20 protein-coding genes are annotated in these 16859 nt (G+C 59.9%); 9 read left to right on the forward strand and 11 right to left on the reverse strand.

Annotated features, from left to right (window positions below; genetic code table 11):
• Positions 1-14: 14 nt before the first annotated feature.
• From CK219_RS28650 to CK219_RS28660, 3 genes are all read right to left on the reverse strand, one after another.
• Complete coding sequence (locus CK219_RS28650; RefSeq protein WP_095769913.1) at positions 15-950, reverse strand: DUF3618 domain-containing protein; 936 nt, start codon at positions 948-950, stop codon at positions 15-17.
• Complete coding sequence (locus tag CK219_RS28655) at positions 947-1339, reverse strand: phage holin family protein (RefSeq protein WP_095769937.1); 393 nt, start codon at positions 1337-1339, stop codon at positions 947-949. Before CK219_RS28655 ends, CK219_RS28650 begins: the two co-directional genes overlap by 4 nt.
• Before the next feature lie 89 nt (positions 1340-1428).
• Positions 1429-1935, reverse strand: coding sequence for a hypothetical protein (locus tag CK219_RS28660; protein ID WP_176477182.1), 507 nt, complete (start codon positions 1933-1935; stop codon positions 1429-1431).
• Positions 1936-1947: 12 nt separating this feature from the next.
• Between CK219_RS28660 and CK219_RS31880 the strand changes: the two genes are divergently transcribed.
• Positions 1948-2217, forward strand: a complete 270-nt coding sequence (locus CK219_RS31880; protein WP_095769914.1) for a hypothetical protein — start codon at positions 1948-1950, stop codon at positions 2215-2217.
• Between the two features lie 257 nt (positions 2218-2474).
• On the opposite strand, the gene CK219_RS28670 is transcribed toward CK219_RS31880, so the two are convergent.
• Positions 2475-2750, reverse strand: a complete 276-nt coding sequence (locus tag CK219_RS28670; protein ID WP_095769915.1) for a hypothetical protein — start codon at positions 2748-2750, stop codon at positions 2475-2477.
• Entirely contained in the window at positions 2747-3085 is a 339-nt protein-coding gene (locus CK219_RS28675; RefSeq protein WP_095769916.1) for a hypothetical protein, read from the reverse strand. The genes CK219_RS28670 and CK219_RS28675 overlap by 4 nt, the downstream gene beginning before the upstream one ends.
• Before the next feature lie 694 nt (positions 3086-3779).
• Between CK219_RS28675 and CK219_RS28685 the strand changes: the two genes are divergently transcribed.
• Positions 3780-4016, forward strand: coding sequence for a transcriptional regulator (locus tag CK219_RS28685; RefSeq protein ID WP_095769938.1), 237 nt, complete (start codon positions 3780-3782; stop codon positions 4014-4016).
• A 1110-nt stretch (positions 4017-5126) separates the two neighbouring features.
• Here the strand turns inward: CK219_RS28685 and CK219_RS31885 are convergent.
• Positions 5127-5270 (reverse strand): hypothetical protein, encoded by a 144-nt coding sequence (locus CK219_RS31885; RefSeq protein ID WP_176477183.1) that lies wholly within the window; start codon positions 5268-5270, stop codon positions 5127-5129.
• A 718-nt stretch (positions 5271-5988) separates the two neighbouring features.
• Between CK219_RS31885 and CK219_RS28695 the strand changes: the two genes are divergently transcribed.
• The 4 genes from CK219_RS28695 (at position 5989) to CK219_RS28710 (ending at position 9684) form a co-directional block, all read left to right on the forward strand.
• On the forward strand, positions 5989-6438 hold the full coding sequence (locus CK219_RS28695; protein ID WP_095769918.1) for a MucR family transcriptional regulator: 450 nt from the start codon (positions 5989-5991) through the stop codon (positions 6436-6438).
• Positions 6435-6674 carry a hypothetical protein gene (locus CK219_RS28700; RefSeq protein WP_095769919.1) on the forward strand — a complete coding sequence of 80 codons (240 nt, stop codon included), beginning with the start codon at positions 6435-6437 and terminating at the stop codon, positions 6672-6674. The genes CK219_RS28695 and CK219_RS28700 overlap by 4 nt, the downstream gene beginning before the upstream one ends.
• Before the next feature lie 1623 nt (positions 6675-8297).
• On the forward strand, positions 8298-9053 hold the full coding sequence (locus CK219_RS28705; RefSeq protein WP_095769920.1) for a DUF4142 domain-containing protein: 756 nt from the start codon (positions 8298-8300) through the stop codon (positions 9051-9053).
• A 25-nt stretch (positions 9054-9078) separates the two neighbouring features.
• On the forward strand, positions 9079-9684 hold the full coding sequence (locus CK219_RS28710) for a general stress protein (RefSeq protein ID WP_095769921.1): 606 nt from the start codon (positions 9079-9081) through the stop codon (positions 9682-9684).
• Between the two features lie 1039 nt (positions 9685-10723).
• On the opposite strand, the gene CK219_RS28720 is transcribed toward CK219_RS28710, so the two are convergent.
• Positions 10724-11548 (reverse strand): SIR2 family protein, encoded by an 825-nt coding sequence (locus tag CK219_RS28720; RefSeq protein ID WP_245340645.1) that lies wholly within the window; start codon positions 11546-11548, stop codon positions 10724-10726.
• Positions 11549-11670: 122 nt separating this feature from the next.
• Here CK219_RS28720 and CK219_RS32010 point away from each other — a divergent pair, with 122 nt between their 5' ends.
• Entirely contained in the window at positions 11671-12135 is a 465-nt protein-coding gene (locus CK219_RS32010; RefSeq protein ID WP_095769924.1) for a hypothetical protein, read from the forward strand.
• 765 nt (positions 12136-12900) lie between these two features.
• On the opposite strand, the gene CK219_RS28730 is transcribed toward CK219_RS32010, so the two are convergent.
• The 3 genes from CK219_RS28730 to CK219_RS28740 are packed head-to-tail and all read right to left on the reverse strand — an operon-like array spanning position 12901 to position 14356.
• Positions 12901-13743 (reverse strand): thermonuclease family protein, encoded by an 843-nt coding sequence (locus tag CK219_RS28730; RefSeq protein ID WP_245340646.1) that lies wholly within the window; start codon positions 13741-13743, stop codon positions 12901-12903.
• A 19-nt stretch (positions 13744-13762) separates the two neighbouring features.
• A complete protein-coding gene (locus CK219_RS28735) occupies positions 13763-13966 on the reverse strand; it encodes a hypothetical protein (protein ID WP_095769926.1) in 204 nt (67 codons plus the stop codon).
• A gap of 6 nt (positions 13967-13972) precedes the next feature.
• On the reverse strand, positions 13973-14356 hold the full coding sequence (locus CK219_RS28740; RefSeq protein ID WP_095769927.1) for an excalibur calcium-binding domain-containing protein: 384 nt from the start codon (positions 14354-14356) through the stop codon (positions 13973-13975).
• A 498-nt stretch (positions 14357-14854) separates the two neighbouring features.
• Here CK219_RS28740 and CK219_RS28745 point away from each other — a divergent pair, with 498 nt between their 5' ends.
• Positions 14855-15505, forward strand: coding sequence for an outer membrane protein (locus CK219_RS28745; RefSeq protein WP_095769928.1), 651 nt, complete (start codon positions 14855-14857; stop codon positions 15503-15505).
• A 171-nt stretch (positions 15506-15676) separates the two neighbouring features.
• On the opposite strand, the gene CK219_RS28750 is transcribed toward CK219_RS28745, so the two are convergent.
• Positions 15677-16297, reverse strand: a complete 621-nt coding sequence (locus tag CK219_RS28750; protein WP_095769929.1) for a hypothetical protein — start codon at positions 16295-16297, stop codon at positions 15677-15679.
• Positions 16298-16480: 183 nt separating this feature from the next.
• On the opposite strand from CK219_RS28750, the gene CK219_RS28755 reads away from it, so the two are divergent.
• The coding region (locus CK219_RS28755) for a DUF1003 domain-containing protein (RefSeq protein ID WP_095769930.1) at positions 16481-16859 on the forward strand (379 nt) is incomplete at its 3' end.

Raw genomic sequence — 16859 nt, forward strand, 5'->3', positions numbered from 1 at the left:
TTGCTCCTCCAGAATCAGGACCGCTTGGGCTTTGGCTCGCCCCCACCGCCGGGCTTCTGTGGAGAGTCAGAGTTTGCTTCTTCAGACTGCGTAGAGTTCGCCAGTTGTTCGCGCACTGCATCCTCCGTCCTTTCGGCGGCGGACTTGACGACTTCGCCTACTCTGTCTGCCAACGTGCCTTCCTTCGAGGCCTGTCTCCCGGCCTCCCCGGTGGCTGCCTGGTAAGCTTCGGCTGCGACTTGGGTCGCGGCATCAACACCCTTGTCGAGCGTGGTTTTGGCTTCCCTCCGAAGCTTCTCTCGATATTCGCCCAGTTGGTCGTCCTCGACTTGTGTGTGAGGCAGCATGGCGCCAATTGCAGCCCCGAGGGCGAGACCAACGGCCGCAACGGCCAACGGCTGATCCTGCAAAAGCTCCTGCGCAGAGCGACTGGCCCTCGTAGCCATATCGGCTGTGGCTCCTGTCGCGTTGGTGATGGTCTCCGACGCGCTGTTTGCCAGTCCCGAGACAGTTTCGGCTGCCCCGCTGGCCATCTCGGATAAACTATCCCTTGCCCCGCTTACCATTCCTGACACAGTTCCAATTGCATCGCCGGCAGTATCGTCTGCATAGCTGGCGCCACCGGAAGCCATAGCCTCCAACCCGGACGTGCCGAGATGTTGGCCAGTTCCCCGGCGAGAGTAGCTGGGAGTTGTTTGGGAAGCGCCGCTGCCGAGCATCAGCCAGGCTAAACCGGCGCCTATCACCGTCAGTGGCAGAGGATTGTCCCGCACCTGGGCCTTCAGGTTCTGGAGCATGTCGGAGCCAACACCAGCCCTGAAAATCCCCGTGATCTCATCGAAGAGCTGGCCAGGCGTCATCCTGTCGCGAATAGAGTCTGCGGTCGCCGCCACCCGTGCGCGCGTGGCCTCGGCCTCCCGTTCGAGCTCGGCTGCGGATTTCTCGGTCATCTCGCTTGATCCTTGATCAGGTTGGCGTCGCGCTTCAATTGCTCCTGCGTACGGTCGGGCGCCAGTGCGGAGGGCGACATGCTTACCATGCCGGTGCGCAACAGAATGACACCCAAGACGGCAACGACCATGCCCACGAGCAAGGCCGACCAACCTGCCCCCAGCCCGAACCGGGTCAGGGCGATGACGAGGGCCTGCAGAAGCACTATTAATGCAGCGAGCAGACAAATCGCGCCGCCCAAAACCTCAAGGGCACCAGCTCCGGCTTTTGCCGCATTCTCTGATAACTCTGCGCGCAATAGTCGCGCCTCCGTCTGCACCAGCGTGGTAACCTGCTGCGCAAGATCAGCTACCAGAGTGCCGAGGCTTTGGTTGTCTTGAGTGCTCATTTCTTTAACTCCGCTGCCGTCCCGGAGCGTCAACGCCTACTCCGACATCGCGTTTCCCTGGCTCGCTCACTTCGTACCAGTCGTCCCGCTCATCTGGCTCCCCGGCTTCCCGCGCGCGCTGCCCCAGCTTGCGTTTGAGGCGGCGAAGCCTTCATGAACCTTCCGAGCGCCAATCCCGCCAGCACCGAACCTGCGATCAGAATGCCGGGATTTTGGCGGCCGAAGTTCTGGACGTCCTCAAGCACCTCGCCAAAGGGCTTCTCCTTCAAGGAGGAGGACAGCCTTTCCAGTCCGTCTGCCGCATCCCGCATAAAATTCGAAGCGGACTTCTGGTCGCCGTTGGCCAGATGGTCGCTTGCCGCACGCAGAGCACCGCCCAATGCCACCAAGCTGGAGCCTAAGTCCCGCTGCGTTTCCTGGGCCCTTTCGGACAGAGCCTCCTTTACTTCCGACGTATAGTCGGCTGCCCTGCGAGCGACCTCTTCGCGGGCATCGTTGAGCGCCTCGCCCGCGCTTTGCGTCTCTTTCTTCATTCGATCGGATACTTCGTTCTTCGCCTTAGCGAAGTCGGTCGGCTTGCGACCCTGATCCTGCATGACGTCCTCCTAATGAAAGCCGAGGAAGGAGAGCACCGCAAGCACGACGACCATGAGACCTATGAGATAGATGACACTGTTCATGGCAGTGGTTCCTTGCTTTCCGTTCAACGGCTTCCGCAATGGTATGTTCCTACTGACAGGGAATTTGGCATGGAATCTCTTGCGGCGATGAGAACGCCGTTGCGTGAGCTGCCTTACAGGCAACCGGGCGGCGAACAATTGACACGTGAGGCCACCTACGGACAAAACGATTCTCCCGTGGAGGAGAACAGCTCATAGTCATCACCACCGCATTTGGCAGGAACGAGGACGGCGACCTCCGGCCTGTCCCTGGGCCGGCCGAGCAGCAATCGGCGCCCCGGCCCTCGTGGCAATAGATGACCTAGGTCAGCCCTCAGTGATCCCGGGCCGAGTCGCTTCACCAACTCGCGACGTCGAGAGCGGCGCTTGTGGGGTCATGGGCGGCGGCCCACGGCAATCCACAGATGACCGTCCCAGCGAAGGCGATGGGACGGTCTTTTTAAAGCAGAGCGGGCTTAGTAGGCGCTCTTGGGGCCGGTAGCCTTCGCAGTACGCTTGCTGTGCTTCCTGTGCTTCCTGTGCTTGACGGGGCACTTATGATGCTTGGTCGGCTTGCAAGCCATCACGTCTTTCTGGTGCGGCTTCTCCATCGTAGTTGCCGCCGGGTCCGGTGTCGTGGCGGTCGAGGCAGCCGGAGCGGTCGTCTTGGTGGCGGCTGCGTTGCCCAGGACTGGCATGGAAAAGGCAAGAGCAACTGCAAGGCCAAGGGCGGAGAGGAGGGATTTTTTCATGGCTTTTTCTCCTTGCTATGCAGGTCGGTTTTAGGCACCGTATCGGGATCGATCGGTGTCACGCCAAGCAGCTTCAAAGCATTTGCGAGCATCCGGACTCCCTGTGCCTCCTTCTTACTGGCACAGAACCGTGTTCCCTTTCTCTGAAGCGCTTTTGCCGCAGTGACCTGTGTTGCCGCGGCATGGGTTTCGAGGGCTTCGTCAACTTGGCGGCTGAGAGCGGCGCAGCGCTCGGTTCGGGTTGTCTCTTTTTTTGCATTGCCGCCTTCAACGGCCTCAGTGACGAGCGAAATCCCGAGCAACGCGCCCATCAAACTGATCGAGAACCTAAGCATCGCTTGTCGCCAATCCGAACAAGTGCTGCAGTGCTGCAGCCGATGACTGACCCTCTCAAAGGCACTCTACTCCCGAATGATTTCTGGGGTTTTTCTGGCGTGTTTCTGAATTGTGTCTGGGGCCTATGCGGGCTCCCCCCCGCAAGGGCTCGCCCGGCGGGCTTGTCGCGATACCGCGGTATCTCAGTGGCCGAAAGAGATTGCCAGGTCGATCCTTTCATCACGGGCCTCGGCATCGAGCTAGGCCAGGGAGCAGACCGAGCGGCAGATCACGGATGTGAGGCGGATCGGCGATATCTTTCTGAGAAGGATACCGAAAGAAGCCGATCAGCCTTGCAGTGGCGACGGTGCCATCAGGACGAGTGAGGTGAATGTCGACAGGGTGAACATCGCCGACCACCAGCTCCATCGGCTGCATGCAGGCGACGGTGCGCCGGATGCGCGGCCGGCGATCACCATATTGCCTTATGGTCGCGCTTAAACCGGCGGTGAAATTCGCGGAGCAGCGATTTCCAGTCGATTCCGAACCGCTCGATACGATTTTGGGCTTGTGCACCCCTCACAAGAGGTCTGCGTTGCTGATCTTTGGCCCAGTCATCCACGCCGGTGCTGTGGGCACGTCCTCGACCACGCCAATCTTGCGGGCCCAAGTCACAAAAGCCTTGTGTGCGGCCTCGACTGGTTTGCGACCGTCATGATATCGGCGGGGCGAGCGCTACTCGGCTTGGCTCAAAGCGACCTTGCGGCGGCGGCCTCAATTTCGGTGGCCACCCTACGCAGGATGGAAGCGAGCCAAATGGAACCTGCCGCCGGCCTGACAAACAATGTCGGAGCGGTGTGCCGGGCACTGGAGATCGCCGGCGTCGAGTTCATCCCCGAGAACGGCGGCGGCGCCGGGGTGAGGTTGAAGCAGACGCGGCGCGGCGGTTAACCACCTTCGCATATTCGATCGAACTCAATAGGATTGCTGGCCGTTTTGAGGCCATGGAAGATCGCCAACCTAGATTTTGCTGTCATCCCGAGCCGTCTGGCACATGGACCGTCTGGGACGACGTTACCGATGAGCCCGCGACCTTGGGAGGATGCAAACTCGTCGGCCGCACATGGGAGCGCGCCAAGACTGCCCGCGACTTGCTAAGGCGGATTTACAGCAATCGACTCGACGCTCGATCAGTTCGACGATACGCACCGATCACTTCAGCGGGTCGCGTCGATGATCTCATTTCGTCAATACGGAAGCGACAAGATTTAGAATAGCGCCGGCGCTTGCGTCAGGCTGCGGAAAGGTGGGCAGGAATGGTGGCGGCTAGGTGCTCCATTCTACCTGTAGCTGGTCAAATCCGGCGCGAGGTCCTGCTATAATTCTGTATGGCAGCCCGAATGGTGGTTGTTCTGGCGCTTCTCTTCGCCTTCGCCTACGGATTCGCGAAACTTGTGGAACGTTATGGCGGCGTGGGCGACAGACCCCCTCCGTGTGAATCGTCCAACCCTGCTTGTTCAGACGCGAACGCCCCGCCTCCAAAGGGTGGCAAGATTCCGATCGAGGAGATCACGCCGAAGCCGAAGAAGCGCTGATCGATTCCGGCCAGCCCCGCCGGCGCGCGTTCCCGCCGTCACCGCCGTCCTACACCGCCGATGCTTCTGGAACTCTCTGGCGCCTCCCTGTGGCCTGAATTTGGGCAAGCATCCGCTGCCGGGAGGAAACACGGCGCCGATCGAGGAATTCCTGGGCCTCACGCCTCCGCTCAAGCCCGTAAACGTCGGGCAAAGGTTGCCAGCTGCTGGCTTGTTCTTCATGCACCACTTCTCGCCGCGGAATCCCCAGTGCTCGATCGCGACGAGCTCGCTGCCATCGACGGATAAACCTGCTCAAAGGTGAGCGCTGGTTCTGCAGCGAGGCCCAAGCTCGAGCTGCTGGATGGCGACGAGCGCTCCGGCGGGTCGGCCAGGCAAGCCATGTTGGAAGGCGACATCAGGGCGAGGTAGGCCCGGTGGATCTCACGCTGCCTATCGGCCGCCAGCTTGTTGAACTGCCTCACCGTCACCCGCAGCCGAGCGCCAGGACTGCGGTGTGCCGTTCATCACCACGAAGGCGACCGATGCGCTGCTGCTGCCACTGGTTCGGCAACCGATAGAAGCCGACGTCCTCGATCTCGACTTCGGTGACGGGTGTCCGTGCCAGCATCGCGCGCCTCGACTTGCGAGAACGCGCCGATGTTGCATACGTCCGCGCTTATGCGCGCTTAAGCCCCGCGCCAGCCTGTGTCCCATTTCGGACCGGCAATGCTGGCATCCAGCTTGCACGGAAGACGTTGCCGGTACTCTCCTGGGGCCGGCAGCTCGTCGGGCTTGAGGCTGTAGTTGGGGGCCTCGCCCGGCGGGTTTTACCGAAAACCAGTGGAAAGGCATAGAAATCTATATCAATGCAGAGATGCTAATTTAGCCGGCTTTAGCCGACTGTACCCACCCTGCCGAGTCGGCTAGGCTCGGCGGTTCAACCCAACGCAAACTCCAACGCGGGAACTGTCGGGTCGCTCGATCGGGAAGGCGTCCAGGCCTTGCGCTGCTCCGGCGCGAAAGGGGTCACATCGCGCTGAGCGTCTTGGGCACGGTCGCTCAGATGGCGCGTCGGTTTATCAAAGAACGACAACGAGATGGCATCGAGCAGGCCAAACGTGACGACGTCTACAAGGGTGGGACGCCGCGGCTCGAGAGAGAAAAGGTCTTCGCTTTGCGTCGCGAAGGCCGGAGCCCCACGGAAATCGCGAAGGTGATGAACTGCTCACGAATCCAGGTATATCGAATCCTGAATGCGGACGCGGCCGCAGCCTGACAGCCTTGCCTCACTGGAATTTATCCGAAAACACGCTAGACACGCGTGGTCAATAAGAAGGAGCTATTGAGTGACTGAAGCAGAATCGAATTCGCAGGCCGAATTGATCTCGCTGACGGCCGATATCGTATCGGCTTATGTCGGCAACAACCCTGTACCCGTCGCGTCGCTGCCCGATTTGATTCACAGCGTGAATTCGTCGCTGTCGAACATCGGGCAGGCTGTCGAGCCCGAGAAACCTCTCCAAAACCCGGCAGTGAACCCGAAACGGTCAGTTTTTCCCGACTACATCATCTGCCTTGAGGACGGAAAGAAGTTCAAGTCCTTGAAGCGGCATCTTGGCGTCCACTATGGTCTCACGCCGGATGCCTATCGTGAGAAGTGGGGTTTGGCGCGCGACTATCCTATGGTAGCGCCGAAATACGCGGCTCAGCGGTCCACTCTGGCGAAGTCAGCCGGGCTGGGTCGGAAGCCATCAAAGCCGACAGAGAAGGTGCGGACCAAGCGTGGGACCAAATGAAGGCTCTCTGCATTGCTGGCCTTCGACTGGTCGGCGGCGTTCTCATAGTCGCCGCCGTCCTTCAATGGGCCACGTTTGACTATCCGGACATCAACCCGTTCGCGCCCGGCGCGATCCTTGCAGCGGGGATGCTGTCGCAGCTGTTTAATTGGATCCTCGTTTGCCTTCTTGGCACGACCGGGGTCGTTCTGATCGGCTTTGGTCGCAGTTGGCGGCAACAGAAGCGAGGTCGGTAGAGGGTTGCCGTTCGTCCCACCAACACGCGCCGTTCCCATCGAATTTCAGCTGCCGGTAGCAGATCGTAACCACCTCCTGCCGGTACGCGTGGAAAAGCTCGGGTGGAAAACGAATTGGAATTGCGTCCCGCCGAGCGTAAAATGGCTGGGGGTGGCCGGATGGAGGTCACGATGGTTGAAGAGGCCGAAAATCGCCGAGAAAGGCGTCAGCGAGTGCTGAAAGGTGCGGCGATCATCAACGCATCAACAACTCCGAAATCAGCTGCACGATTCGAAACCAGAATAGCGGCGGAGCTGAACTCAAGGTGCCGGGTATGTGCCCACCGACGGCGTCGCCTATCAATCTATCCTGCGGAGGCGACGCAACGACCGCGTGGGTTTCAATTCACGGGCACCTTGCCAAAGCCCCGTCTCCATTATGGCTGAATAACAATACCTGCCTAAGCCTTGGCCTTTTGGCGGGACGTCTCAGTGTGTTCTTGGGGAAGGCGATTACGTTGAAGGTCCGATGACAGTCTACGCTCTTGCTGCGCTTGGAGATCGCGGGCCATAGGTCCTCTTCTTCATCAATGCCGTCGTCGAAAACTTGGAAGATTTCCAGCCAGATGTTCCCGCTGCTCCCGGTCCTTTTTGGCTAGGCGGCGCTCAGCACACAAGCGCGCTGGAGCTTGTCTAAATCAGCGGGCCAATAAACGCCACTGCAACGCGACAACGACATGTCCGTCGCCCCTTTACGCGGCTATGAGATTATCTCACGGAAGGGCTCGAAGAACAAAACCATTTCATCTCTCAGATCGCTCACGGCGGCCGGGTGTTCGGGCTCCGCTGCGACGACAGGGCTTCTCAGGCCTCCTCCAGTCAAGACCGAGCCGATATTCGACCGAGACACGTCACGCTTCAGCTTACGTCCTTGGCCCGCCGTCGTCTTTCCGTGCTAGATGATCTAGCGGTCTTTGGATTCGACCAGGAAGCCACCTTTCAACGCGAAAGATTGGCATGCCACGCAAATGTCGCCGGAACGCCTCGTTCGAGAATTGGCTTCTCAGCACCTCGGCAAGCTTTTCAATCTGATGGAGCCCGAGTGGCATTTCTGGACCTGTTTGGTTTCTAACCAGCGTCGGTGTGTCCCTGTTGAGGCCGCGTGAACCGCGGTAGCTCGGGACATTCTTTCATGTCATCGAGCACAGCCGGGCGGGACATCTTTCAGTTTCACGACCGGACGGCGATCTCCACTGGCAGCGGGGAGCGCTGGTTCTGGTCACCGGCGGCAAGGACATCCGTCTCGCTGCCCCGCTACCGGCGAGCCGTAAGCGTGGCGAGCAGAAGGACTAACCAAATGAAAATGGCAGGCCATACCCGCCGTTGCATTGCTGATGGTGATGCGCTCTACATCCTGTAAACGGCGGCTGACCGCGGCTAGGGTCGAACGCGACAGAAGAGCCGGCCCGCGCCTGGCTCGTCGCGATTGGGGCGGCGCGAATCTCGACGCACCTCGCCCTTAAAGACGACCTAGCGCCGCCTCCTGAGCAAGAGGCATTCCTGCAGTGGCCTAAATCGTCGTTGGACCGGAACAAAGGGGTCTGGCCCTTGTTGAGTGACATCCATTCAACAAGGAAACTATTGATGAAACACCGCCTTATGATGGCAGCGCTGTCCACCTGCGCGGTCCTGACATTTGCCCTGCCCTCCTACGCCGCCGACAAAGCTCAGGACTTTGTTGACAAGGCCGCCGCCGGAGGCATGTTCGAGGTCGAGTCGAGCAAGATTGCACAAGGCAAGGCTCAGGATCAGGCAGTCAAGGCCTTCGCGCAGAAGATGATCGACGATCATGGCGCGGCCAACGCCAAGCTCGAGACAATCGCCGGCGAGCAGAAGCTGAAGGTACCTGCCCAGACGGACGCCGCGCACAAGAGCGAACTCGACACCCTGGACACGGGTAAGGACTCCTTCGACAAGTCCTACGTACAGATGCAGCGCGACGCACATGCCGACGCTGTGAAGCTGTTCGAAGGCTACGCCAAGGACGGCGACAACGCTCAGCTCAAGACATTCGCGCAGGAGACGTTGCCGACGCTCAACATGCATCAGGAAATGATCGAAAAGATCGCATCAGGCACAAACGACAAGACTTCCACAACGAGTTCGACGACGCCTGCGGTGTCCACGAGCGACACCAATAATCCGGCCGCGCCCGTGCCTGGCGCCAACAGCTTCACCGAAGCGCAGGCGAAATCACGGATTCAGGATGCCGGATTTTCGAATGTCAGCGCACTGACGAAGGACGACAAAGGCATCTGGCGCGGCACCGCTCAGAAAGACGGAAAGCAGGTGACCGTAGCGCTCGATTTCCAAGGCAACGTGGTTGCCGGCGCTCAGTAACCCAACTCAGAAATGGAGTGAAACAATGACGACTGTCACCGGACTTTTCGATGATTATCAAGACGCATCCGACGCCGTAAGCGAATTAGAAGCGATCGGCGTGCCGCGAGACGACATCAGCATCGTGGCGAACAATTCCGACAATTGGTATCGGCAGGACGAGACTTCAGAAACCAGCGAAGATGCCGCCGCTGGTGCCGGCCTGGGCGCGCTCGTCGGCGGCGCGGGCGGCCTGCTCACGGGGCTCGGGATCATGGCGATCCCCGGTGTCGGGCCGGTCGTGGCTGCAGGCTGGCTCGCTGCTACGGCCGTCGGCGCGGTTGGCGGGGCTGTGGTTGGTGGAGCCGCAGGCGGCATCGTCGGGGCGCTGACGGAATCCGGTGTTTCGGAACGTGATGCCCATGTCTATGCCGAAGGCGTGCGCCGCGGAGGCAGTCTGGTGACTGCCAGAGTGGACGATCGGCTGACCGGCGAGGCCGAGCGCATCCTGCGAGGAGAGCGTTCCGTCAATCTTGACGAACGGCGCAGCGCTTACGAATCCGCCGGATGGACAGGATTCGACCCTAACGCAGCGCCCTTTGATGACATCCAAGCGGAACGCGATCGCGTTCGCCGAACGACACCGCTGTAATCGATGAGGCCCCGTGGAACTCTCCACGGGGCTTTTTCTTCGCGGGCAGGATCGGGTCGTCACCGCTCGCGCAAGTCTCGAAGAGAACGTTCGGCTTCTTCCTTGAACTCGCTCCCAGAGAGAAGTTTTTCGACCTGCCAATTCGGGGAACCGACGAACGAGATTGCCGTTCTCTCATCCCAATCAGGAGCGCTCAATGTTCAATCTATGGGTCGATCTCTCACTTTCGATACTGGAGGCGCAGCAAGTGATCTGGCTTAGAGGTATGCGAATTGCTAGTGGCGGCAGAGCGGCTGAACGCGAAGCTAAGTTGATGGTCAGTGAAAAAATCGAGGCTGCCGGCCGCTCAATTACGATGCTCGCTACGGGTGCACCAGCAGACAAGCTTGTAAGTTACTATGGCGGGAAGATTAGGTCCAATAGAAAGCGACTATTGCGGTCGCCTGCTTGACCTAGCAGCTTGCGATCCGCCACAATGCAGTCGGCCAGTTTGCTATCGGACGAGCCGCTTATTCAGCCAACGCGGCGTAGGTTCTTGCGCGACTAGGCCCCCCAAGGTACCAATAAGGTCAAACTCGTTCACCATCGCTCTCTGGAACAGATAGACCAAAGTTCACGGCGACGTTCTGCGAATCGTCCGAGTCGAGTTGATGCCCGTCCTGCTTGCAGCGTGGTGCAGAACGCGAGTGAGCATGTCGAGGTGGGAGGATTCTAGGACTTGGCTGTGCATCTCAGCGCCTCGTGTTTGGGCGAGGGAGATGTCCGCGGCCAGCATCCGTGCGCCATGACAAAACCGGACGGCGTACGAACCTTAAATTAGGCCCTTCGGGTGCGGTCGGCACATTTGAGGTTGCGCACAAGCGACGGCCTTTTAGAGCGAGTGCCGGAACATCTATCCGCTGAAAAGTTGGCCTGCGATTTTTTGCTCGATGTCACGTGAACTCCGTAAACGCAAGCCATATGTAGGCCAGCGTAAGCTGAAGCAGCGTCCGAACCTAAAAAACCATAACCTATCCACCCCATCTTCGGCGAGCCGCCGTCACTCGGTGAGGGTAGGCCCGGCCGCACCTCGCCTCCCGGCGGCAGACCCGGGCCGACTCATTCCATTGGCGTATACAAGGTCAGCGAGGCGAGAAAGGAAACTAAGTAGTCCCGTCTCAGGATCTGGATCGTCGCCCGTCACCGCCGTAATGCCCCAACGCGCCAGCACAGCTTCCTCGACAGGATCACGATGTGCCATGAAGATAAACGAGGGGGGCCGATCCGCCTCATAGCCCGACCGGCTCCAAGTCTGCCAGAGCCGATGCAGAAGCAGCCGGATGTTCAGGTCGGAAAGGCTGTAGCCAATAAACAGAACCGTACTGCCCAATGCGTCCGAACGGAACCTCACGTCGAGCGGCGAGTCGAACGACAGTCGATCAAGATAATCGGTTTCCGTGAGGACTAAGGAGGAATCGTCATCGAAGTCGCCATGGAACTTCACGATGCAGGGGACGTCCCTGCGAGCCTTCGAGACATCCCTCGCATTGGCCACCTTCACGTATTCGACGCCATGTATTTCAAAGGCGACTTCAAGGTTTCGATCATAGTTCGTCGTATAGATCACCGGGAAGTTCAGCGCGACGATGAGACGGTGCAACTCGGACTGTTCGATCTTATCGCGGCTGACGGTCCAGTGCCGGTCCATCCAACTGCGCAGCGGTCCGATGCTGCCATGCTCGATGCGGTAATACTCGGCCAGAGTCTGGAAGCGGCCGCGTTGCCTGCCAAGGTCCACTTCCAAGCCGAGTTCATCCGCCATTCGCTCGATCAGCTTCTCCCAGGACGGCAGGCCGACGCTCATCGAGACGCAGGCCGCTGGCAAGTCGGGAACTCAGCTTCAGTTCCGCGAACGGGAACGGCAAAAGGCGCGCGCAATTTACGCTGTGATGGAGATATCGGAAGGGCAGCCGGCAGCGTCAAGACATTGTCCGAACGGGTGCCGAAATGACGCAAGACACCCTCGCTCTTTTTGTCGATGATGCGCGCGCCGTGCCGATCGAGGATGCAGCCCAGAGACTCGGGCTGAAGTTCAGCGGCAACCGACACGAGCATCCGCAGCCATGCCCGCATTGCGGCGGCACCGACACCTTCGCTTTCAACACCGCCAAGAACAAATGGAATTGCCGCGCCGGCGGCGTCTGCGGCAATGACGGCATCGGCATGGTGGCGCATTGCGAGGGTCTGAATCTGCATCGCCGCGCGCATTTCCTGGAAGCCTGCTCGATCGTTCTCGGCCGGCCGATACCCGACGATGCGGAGCAAGAGAGCGCGGAAGAACCTGGCCGAAGGCTGCAGCGGATCAAGCAGCGCCGGCGGCAAAATGAAACGCTGCCTATGATGGCCGCACGCCTGTCGGGAACGCGCGGGCTGCCTTTGAAAGCTGGGCGAGGATGGCGCATATCGCGGTAACGCGACAACTCAAGGCCGAGCGGAAAGGCGAGATCTTCGAGATCTGCTGAGACGCGGCTCACAGCTGGATCTCCCGCGGAGAACCATCAGACGCGAACATGTCAGCCTGAGAATAGGCTTTGCGAATCCGTTCGCAGGCCAGTGCAAAGTAGTCGTCGTTGATCTCTATTCCAATGAACTTTGCCCACAATGTCTGATCGCTCATAAGCCCGACCCACCGCATATTAAGGCTGAGCACGCCACTTTGATCGACTCATTCTCGCCGGTCGCCCTCACAGCCTTTCTTCCTAATGGACGGTACAGGCTCCGCCTTCTTGAGCTCGAATTCAATTGTCGGTCGGCAGGATTTCCGCCAAGCTTCTTAAGTGTTCCACAGCCGTTATGCTCCGTACCCTGCTTTCTTCAGCCTCTGCCTGCCTTTTCCATATTGTGACAATCCACGCCAGCGGCGTGTAATTCTTGCCCGGGAACATGGTGGCGTCTTGTAGGGCCATAGGAATTCCAGTTATTCAACGATGTCGGAAACGACGAAACGCGGCAAGTATTTATGCTAAAGGGAAAGCATAGGCGCCAGAACACAACTATCCGGGGGGACGATGACTACAAATGTTGTCAATCTCGACGCTCTCATTCCGCGCGAGGACTTCTTCATCGAAGGCGGCGGAGATAGACCTGGGTCGATCGGCCAGGAACGTATCGACATCCACCACCTCGACAACCACTTTTTCGCCAGACGGCTGCGGAAGCCAGATTTCAGCGGGAAAGCTAGCGCTTCGACCGTCGCCATCCCGCCGCGACAGCTTCGGCCTCTGAGCAGAACCACCTCTCGCCCTTGGCTTGGTTGATGATTGTTACGCTGTAATATTTCTGCCCGGGCAGGTGATAGATCCGCTCGCCACCAGCCGAAATGTTGCCCTTGATGTTGCGGCCGGCGTTGCCGCTGCCGAGTGCAAAGGTCGCCGTCGCATGCACATCATCGCTGTGCTGCGCCCGCCAGTCCCAAGGCGCCTGGAAGGTTCCCGCCCATAGGCCGACCTTGGCCGCCTGCGCCTTCACCTGTTGCCCGGCATAGGCGCCGTTGCTGTATTTCGGCCAGTCCAGCGCCTGCCCGTGCTCGACCATCCAGGCGGCGACGTCCGCGCCGTCAGCGCGCGTGCAACTGCCGACAAAGCGCCCATAGCGGTCCCATGTCACAAATGCGCATTGCACCGGCCTGGAGGCCGCCAGGAATTTGTCCAACGCCTCGGCGGAGCGGCGGCCGCAGGGATATTCGAAGCCTTTGGCATCGTCGCAATATTGCCGGCTCTCCGGCGCGTCGATGCCGTTGAAGCGCACGCGCTGGCCGTGGATCTCAATCGTGTCGCCGTCGATCACCGAGGCGACGCCGACGATCGACACCGGCCGCGGCCTGATGATGTTATGCAGGTTGATCTCCGGCAGCGGGCCGCTGTTGTGCATGACGAATTGTGTGACCAGGGCGGAGACCGCGGCGACCGTGACGAACACAAGGCGAAGCGGCACGCCTGCCCATCGCGTGGCGCGTGAGCGTGTCGCGCCAGTGCGGCTCCGCCACTGGTAGGAGCGATTGTCGTAACGGGATCTGTCCAAGCCCTCTAACCCACTCCCCTTATCTGAAGAGCTTCTTGAGGATGCTCCAGAAGCTGACCGTGGTCCGGTCATAAGCTCGGTTGTAAGCAGCTCGCTTCGGATCTGTAATCCAGCCCATGCCCCGCGGCGCCTTCAAGCCGAGCTGCTGCTCCACCATTCGCTTGACCGACGTTGGCGCGGCCAGGCTGCGTTTGATGCTTGTTTTGCGGATGCCGAACTTCAAGGCGTCCTACCTTTCACAGCCAATGCCGTCGTGGTCGCCATCCAGATGGTTGGGGTCAGAACCGACAGCGACCGGACCTGCCACGACCGGGTTGTTCCCGGTACCGTTCTTGCAATCGAGGTCGCGTGTGCCGCCACCGCCTTGCTGCGCGGCGCCGATAAGTGGCGTGCCCCGGTAGCGTTGAACGACTGCTGCCGACCGCTGCCCATCTCCTTCGATGTGTGCGTTGTTGCTGTTCGGGTTGAACGGATCGACGGTTTGCAGAAGCGAATTGGTGTTGTTTGCGTCGCCGGACGCAAGCGTTATTGTATCGAAATTGTTCAAATAGTCGGCAGCACAGCCCGACAACAGCACCACAATCGCTGCGGCAAAATACGATCGTAAATCCACTGAGGCATCCCCCGACACCGGCTGGCATAATGCTCCATTTGCATTTTGTTGTCGAATCCTCGTTGGACGGCTTGCTATTCGCGCCACGCTAAGCAACGTTGGCGGCGGGTTTGAGATTTTGGGAGGACCATGAAGCGGTTTGCTTTAACCGTCACTGCTTTCGTTTGCATTGCAGGCTGCGCCACACCACCGGACAAAATAGCGGGCGTGCCTAATGCTGGCCCCTGCACGCAAGCCGACAAAGAGCGCCTGGCGACTCTGTCCGGCGGCGATCACTAGACTGAGATCGCCATGCTGAAAGGACGCTGCGGCCCGCCGAAGACCTGACAGTCCGGATCGTGGCAGCCTAGCTTCGATGTCACTCATGGCTTGGACACGATCGCAGCCGCCGCTTTAACAAGCGCGCAGAACGCCGGTGTTTGTGATCTTTTCGCAACAGCAATCCCGCGCGCTCTGTGGCAAATTGCGATTCAATGTAAGATTGTCTGCGGGGGAAACATGAAATCTCTTTTGCTTGCTTCTGCATTTGCCGTTGCCCTCTGCTGCCCCGCAATGGCGGCTGACATCCTGGAACCGGCTGCCACAACCGAATGGACCTGGCAGGGATTTTATGCTGGCGCCTTCGGTGCTGGCACCCTTGAGCATTATAAGATCCGTGAGCCGAATATCGGCGCTGATGTGACCCACAATGTGGGTTCGCCGACGATCGGCGGTTTCGCCGGCTACAATTTCCAGTCGGGCAACATCGTTTACGGCGTCGAAGGCGAACTGGGCTACCGGTTCAAGAAAGGCCACTTCCACGACGTGCCCGGCCCCGGTGATGTCGATCAGTCTCTCGGCCTGTTCGGCTCGGTCAAAGGTCGAGTCGGCATGGAGATGGGCGGGGTCCTCCCCTACCTGACGGCAGGTGTCACCGCGTCCCAGCTGAAGACCCATCCGATCGGCTTTGCGGAACGGAACGGTACGGCAGTCGGGGGCATTGTCGGCGCCGGCGTGGACGTGCCTCTGACCCATAACGTGTTTCTCCGTGGCGAGTACGATTTCTCGTTCTTCGGAAAGAAGACCTTCGAATATTGCGGCGGCGGTTGCGTGCTCCAGCACACCGCCCAGACACATGACTTCCGCGTCGGCATCGGCCTCAAGTTTTAGGCCGTTAGAACTGATGCAACTGACAACGCCGGGCAAAAGCCCGGCGTTTTTCGTTGGCAAGGCTCCAAACGGCAATCGATGATCGGACTGTGGTCGTGGACCTCGCAACCCGATTAGCAAAGTTCTCGACTGACGATTCTCTGCTCGCGGGAGCGCCGCTCCGGCACCCCGTCAGCGCAAAAGCCCATCCAAATCGAAATCTTCCCAGCCTCTGAGGCCCGCCTCGTCACGGGTATGACTTGCGGCTCCGCTGCTCTTTTTCTGCGCGCGCTTCAGAGCCGCCTTTGCGGCAGCGCGTCGCCGGTTCTCGGCGGCGGCTGCCGCGTCTTCCTCGCGCCAGACAGTGACCAGGTCCCGGTCGAGCACATCCTCGATGTGGCGCGGGTCGAAGACGTGGAAGGTGATCTTCCTGGCGCGGGCGCGAAGCTTGACTGTTCTGGTCCCCGCGCTCTGCAGCCGGCCGTCCTTTAGCCAGCGGTGCCGCTCGACGGACGAGATCGTCAGGATGTCCTCGGCTTCGCGGGGGATGACCGGCAGGTCCTCGATGTCGCGCATGGCTTTGGACACGATCGCAGTCGCCGCTTCAACATCGGCATCCGAGTCCTCAGGAAGGCGCAAGGTGAGCACACGGGATTCGATGTGAAGCAGCTTTCTCAAGGGTGCCGGAAGGCGTGCGCGGATCTCGAGGAAAATGCCCCTCGCCCGCATGGACGATCCCAGAGTCGCCGCCGGCGAAAGCGGCCACTCAGCCATTAATTTGGCGGTCGGTTCGGTTTTTCGGCGCCCGGGCATATCCCATAAATAGGCCGGGCTGGGCCAAGCACAACGCCGGTGCAAGAGGCGACCCGGTGTGACGCGGCGCCACCGATCTTAGACAAAGGATTCTTCCAATATCCGCCATCTGAGGACCCTCAACGGAGCGAATTGTCGATCGGCGAGTTAGGCTGGCTAGACGGAAGAGACTGGATTGGACGGATGGCAGCATCGAAAAGCAACGGTCACTTCACGCCAACCAAGCCGGCGCCGGAAGGCCTTGCCCCCGCTCTGGCGCGAAACATTGAGGCGCTGATCGAGAGGCGGAAACGAGAAGCCACGGCCGCATCGCTGGAGGAGCGCGCGGCCGCAGCGATAAGCGGCTTCGCCGGAAGCATGGTCTTCGTCTACTTGCACATTGTCTTCTTCGGGATCTGGATCGCCCTCAATCTCGGCATCCTGAGCTTTGTCAGACCCTGGGACCCATCACTGGTCATCTTGGCTATGTTCGCCTCGGTCGAGGCCATCTTTCTCTCGACCTTCGTGCTGATCAATCAGAACCGAATGAGTGCGGAGGACAATTCCAGGGCAGACCTCGATC

It is taken from the genome of Mesorhizobium sp. WSM4313 (assembly GCF_002294725.1).
In the GTDB taxonomy this organism is placed as follows: Bacteria; Pseudomonadota; Alphaproteobacteria; order Rhizobiales; family Rhizobiaceae; genus Mesorhizobium.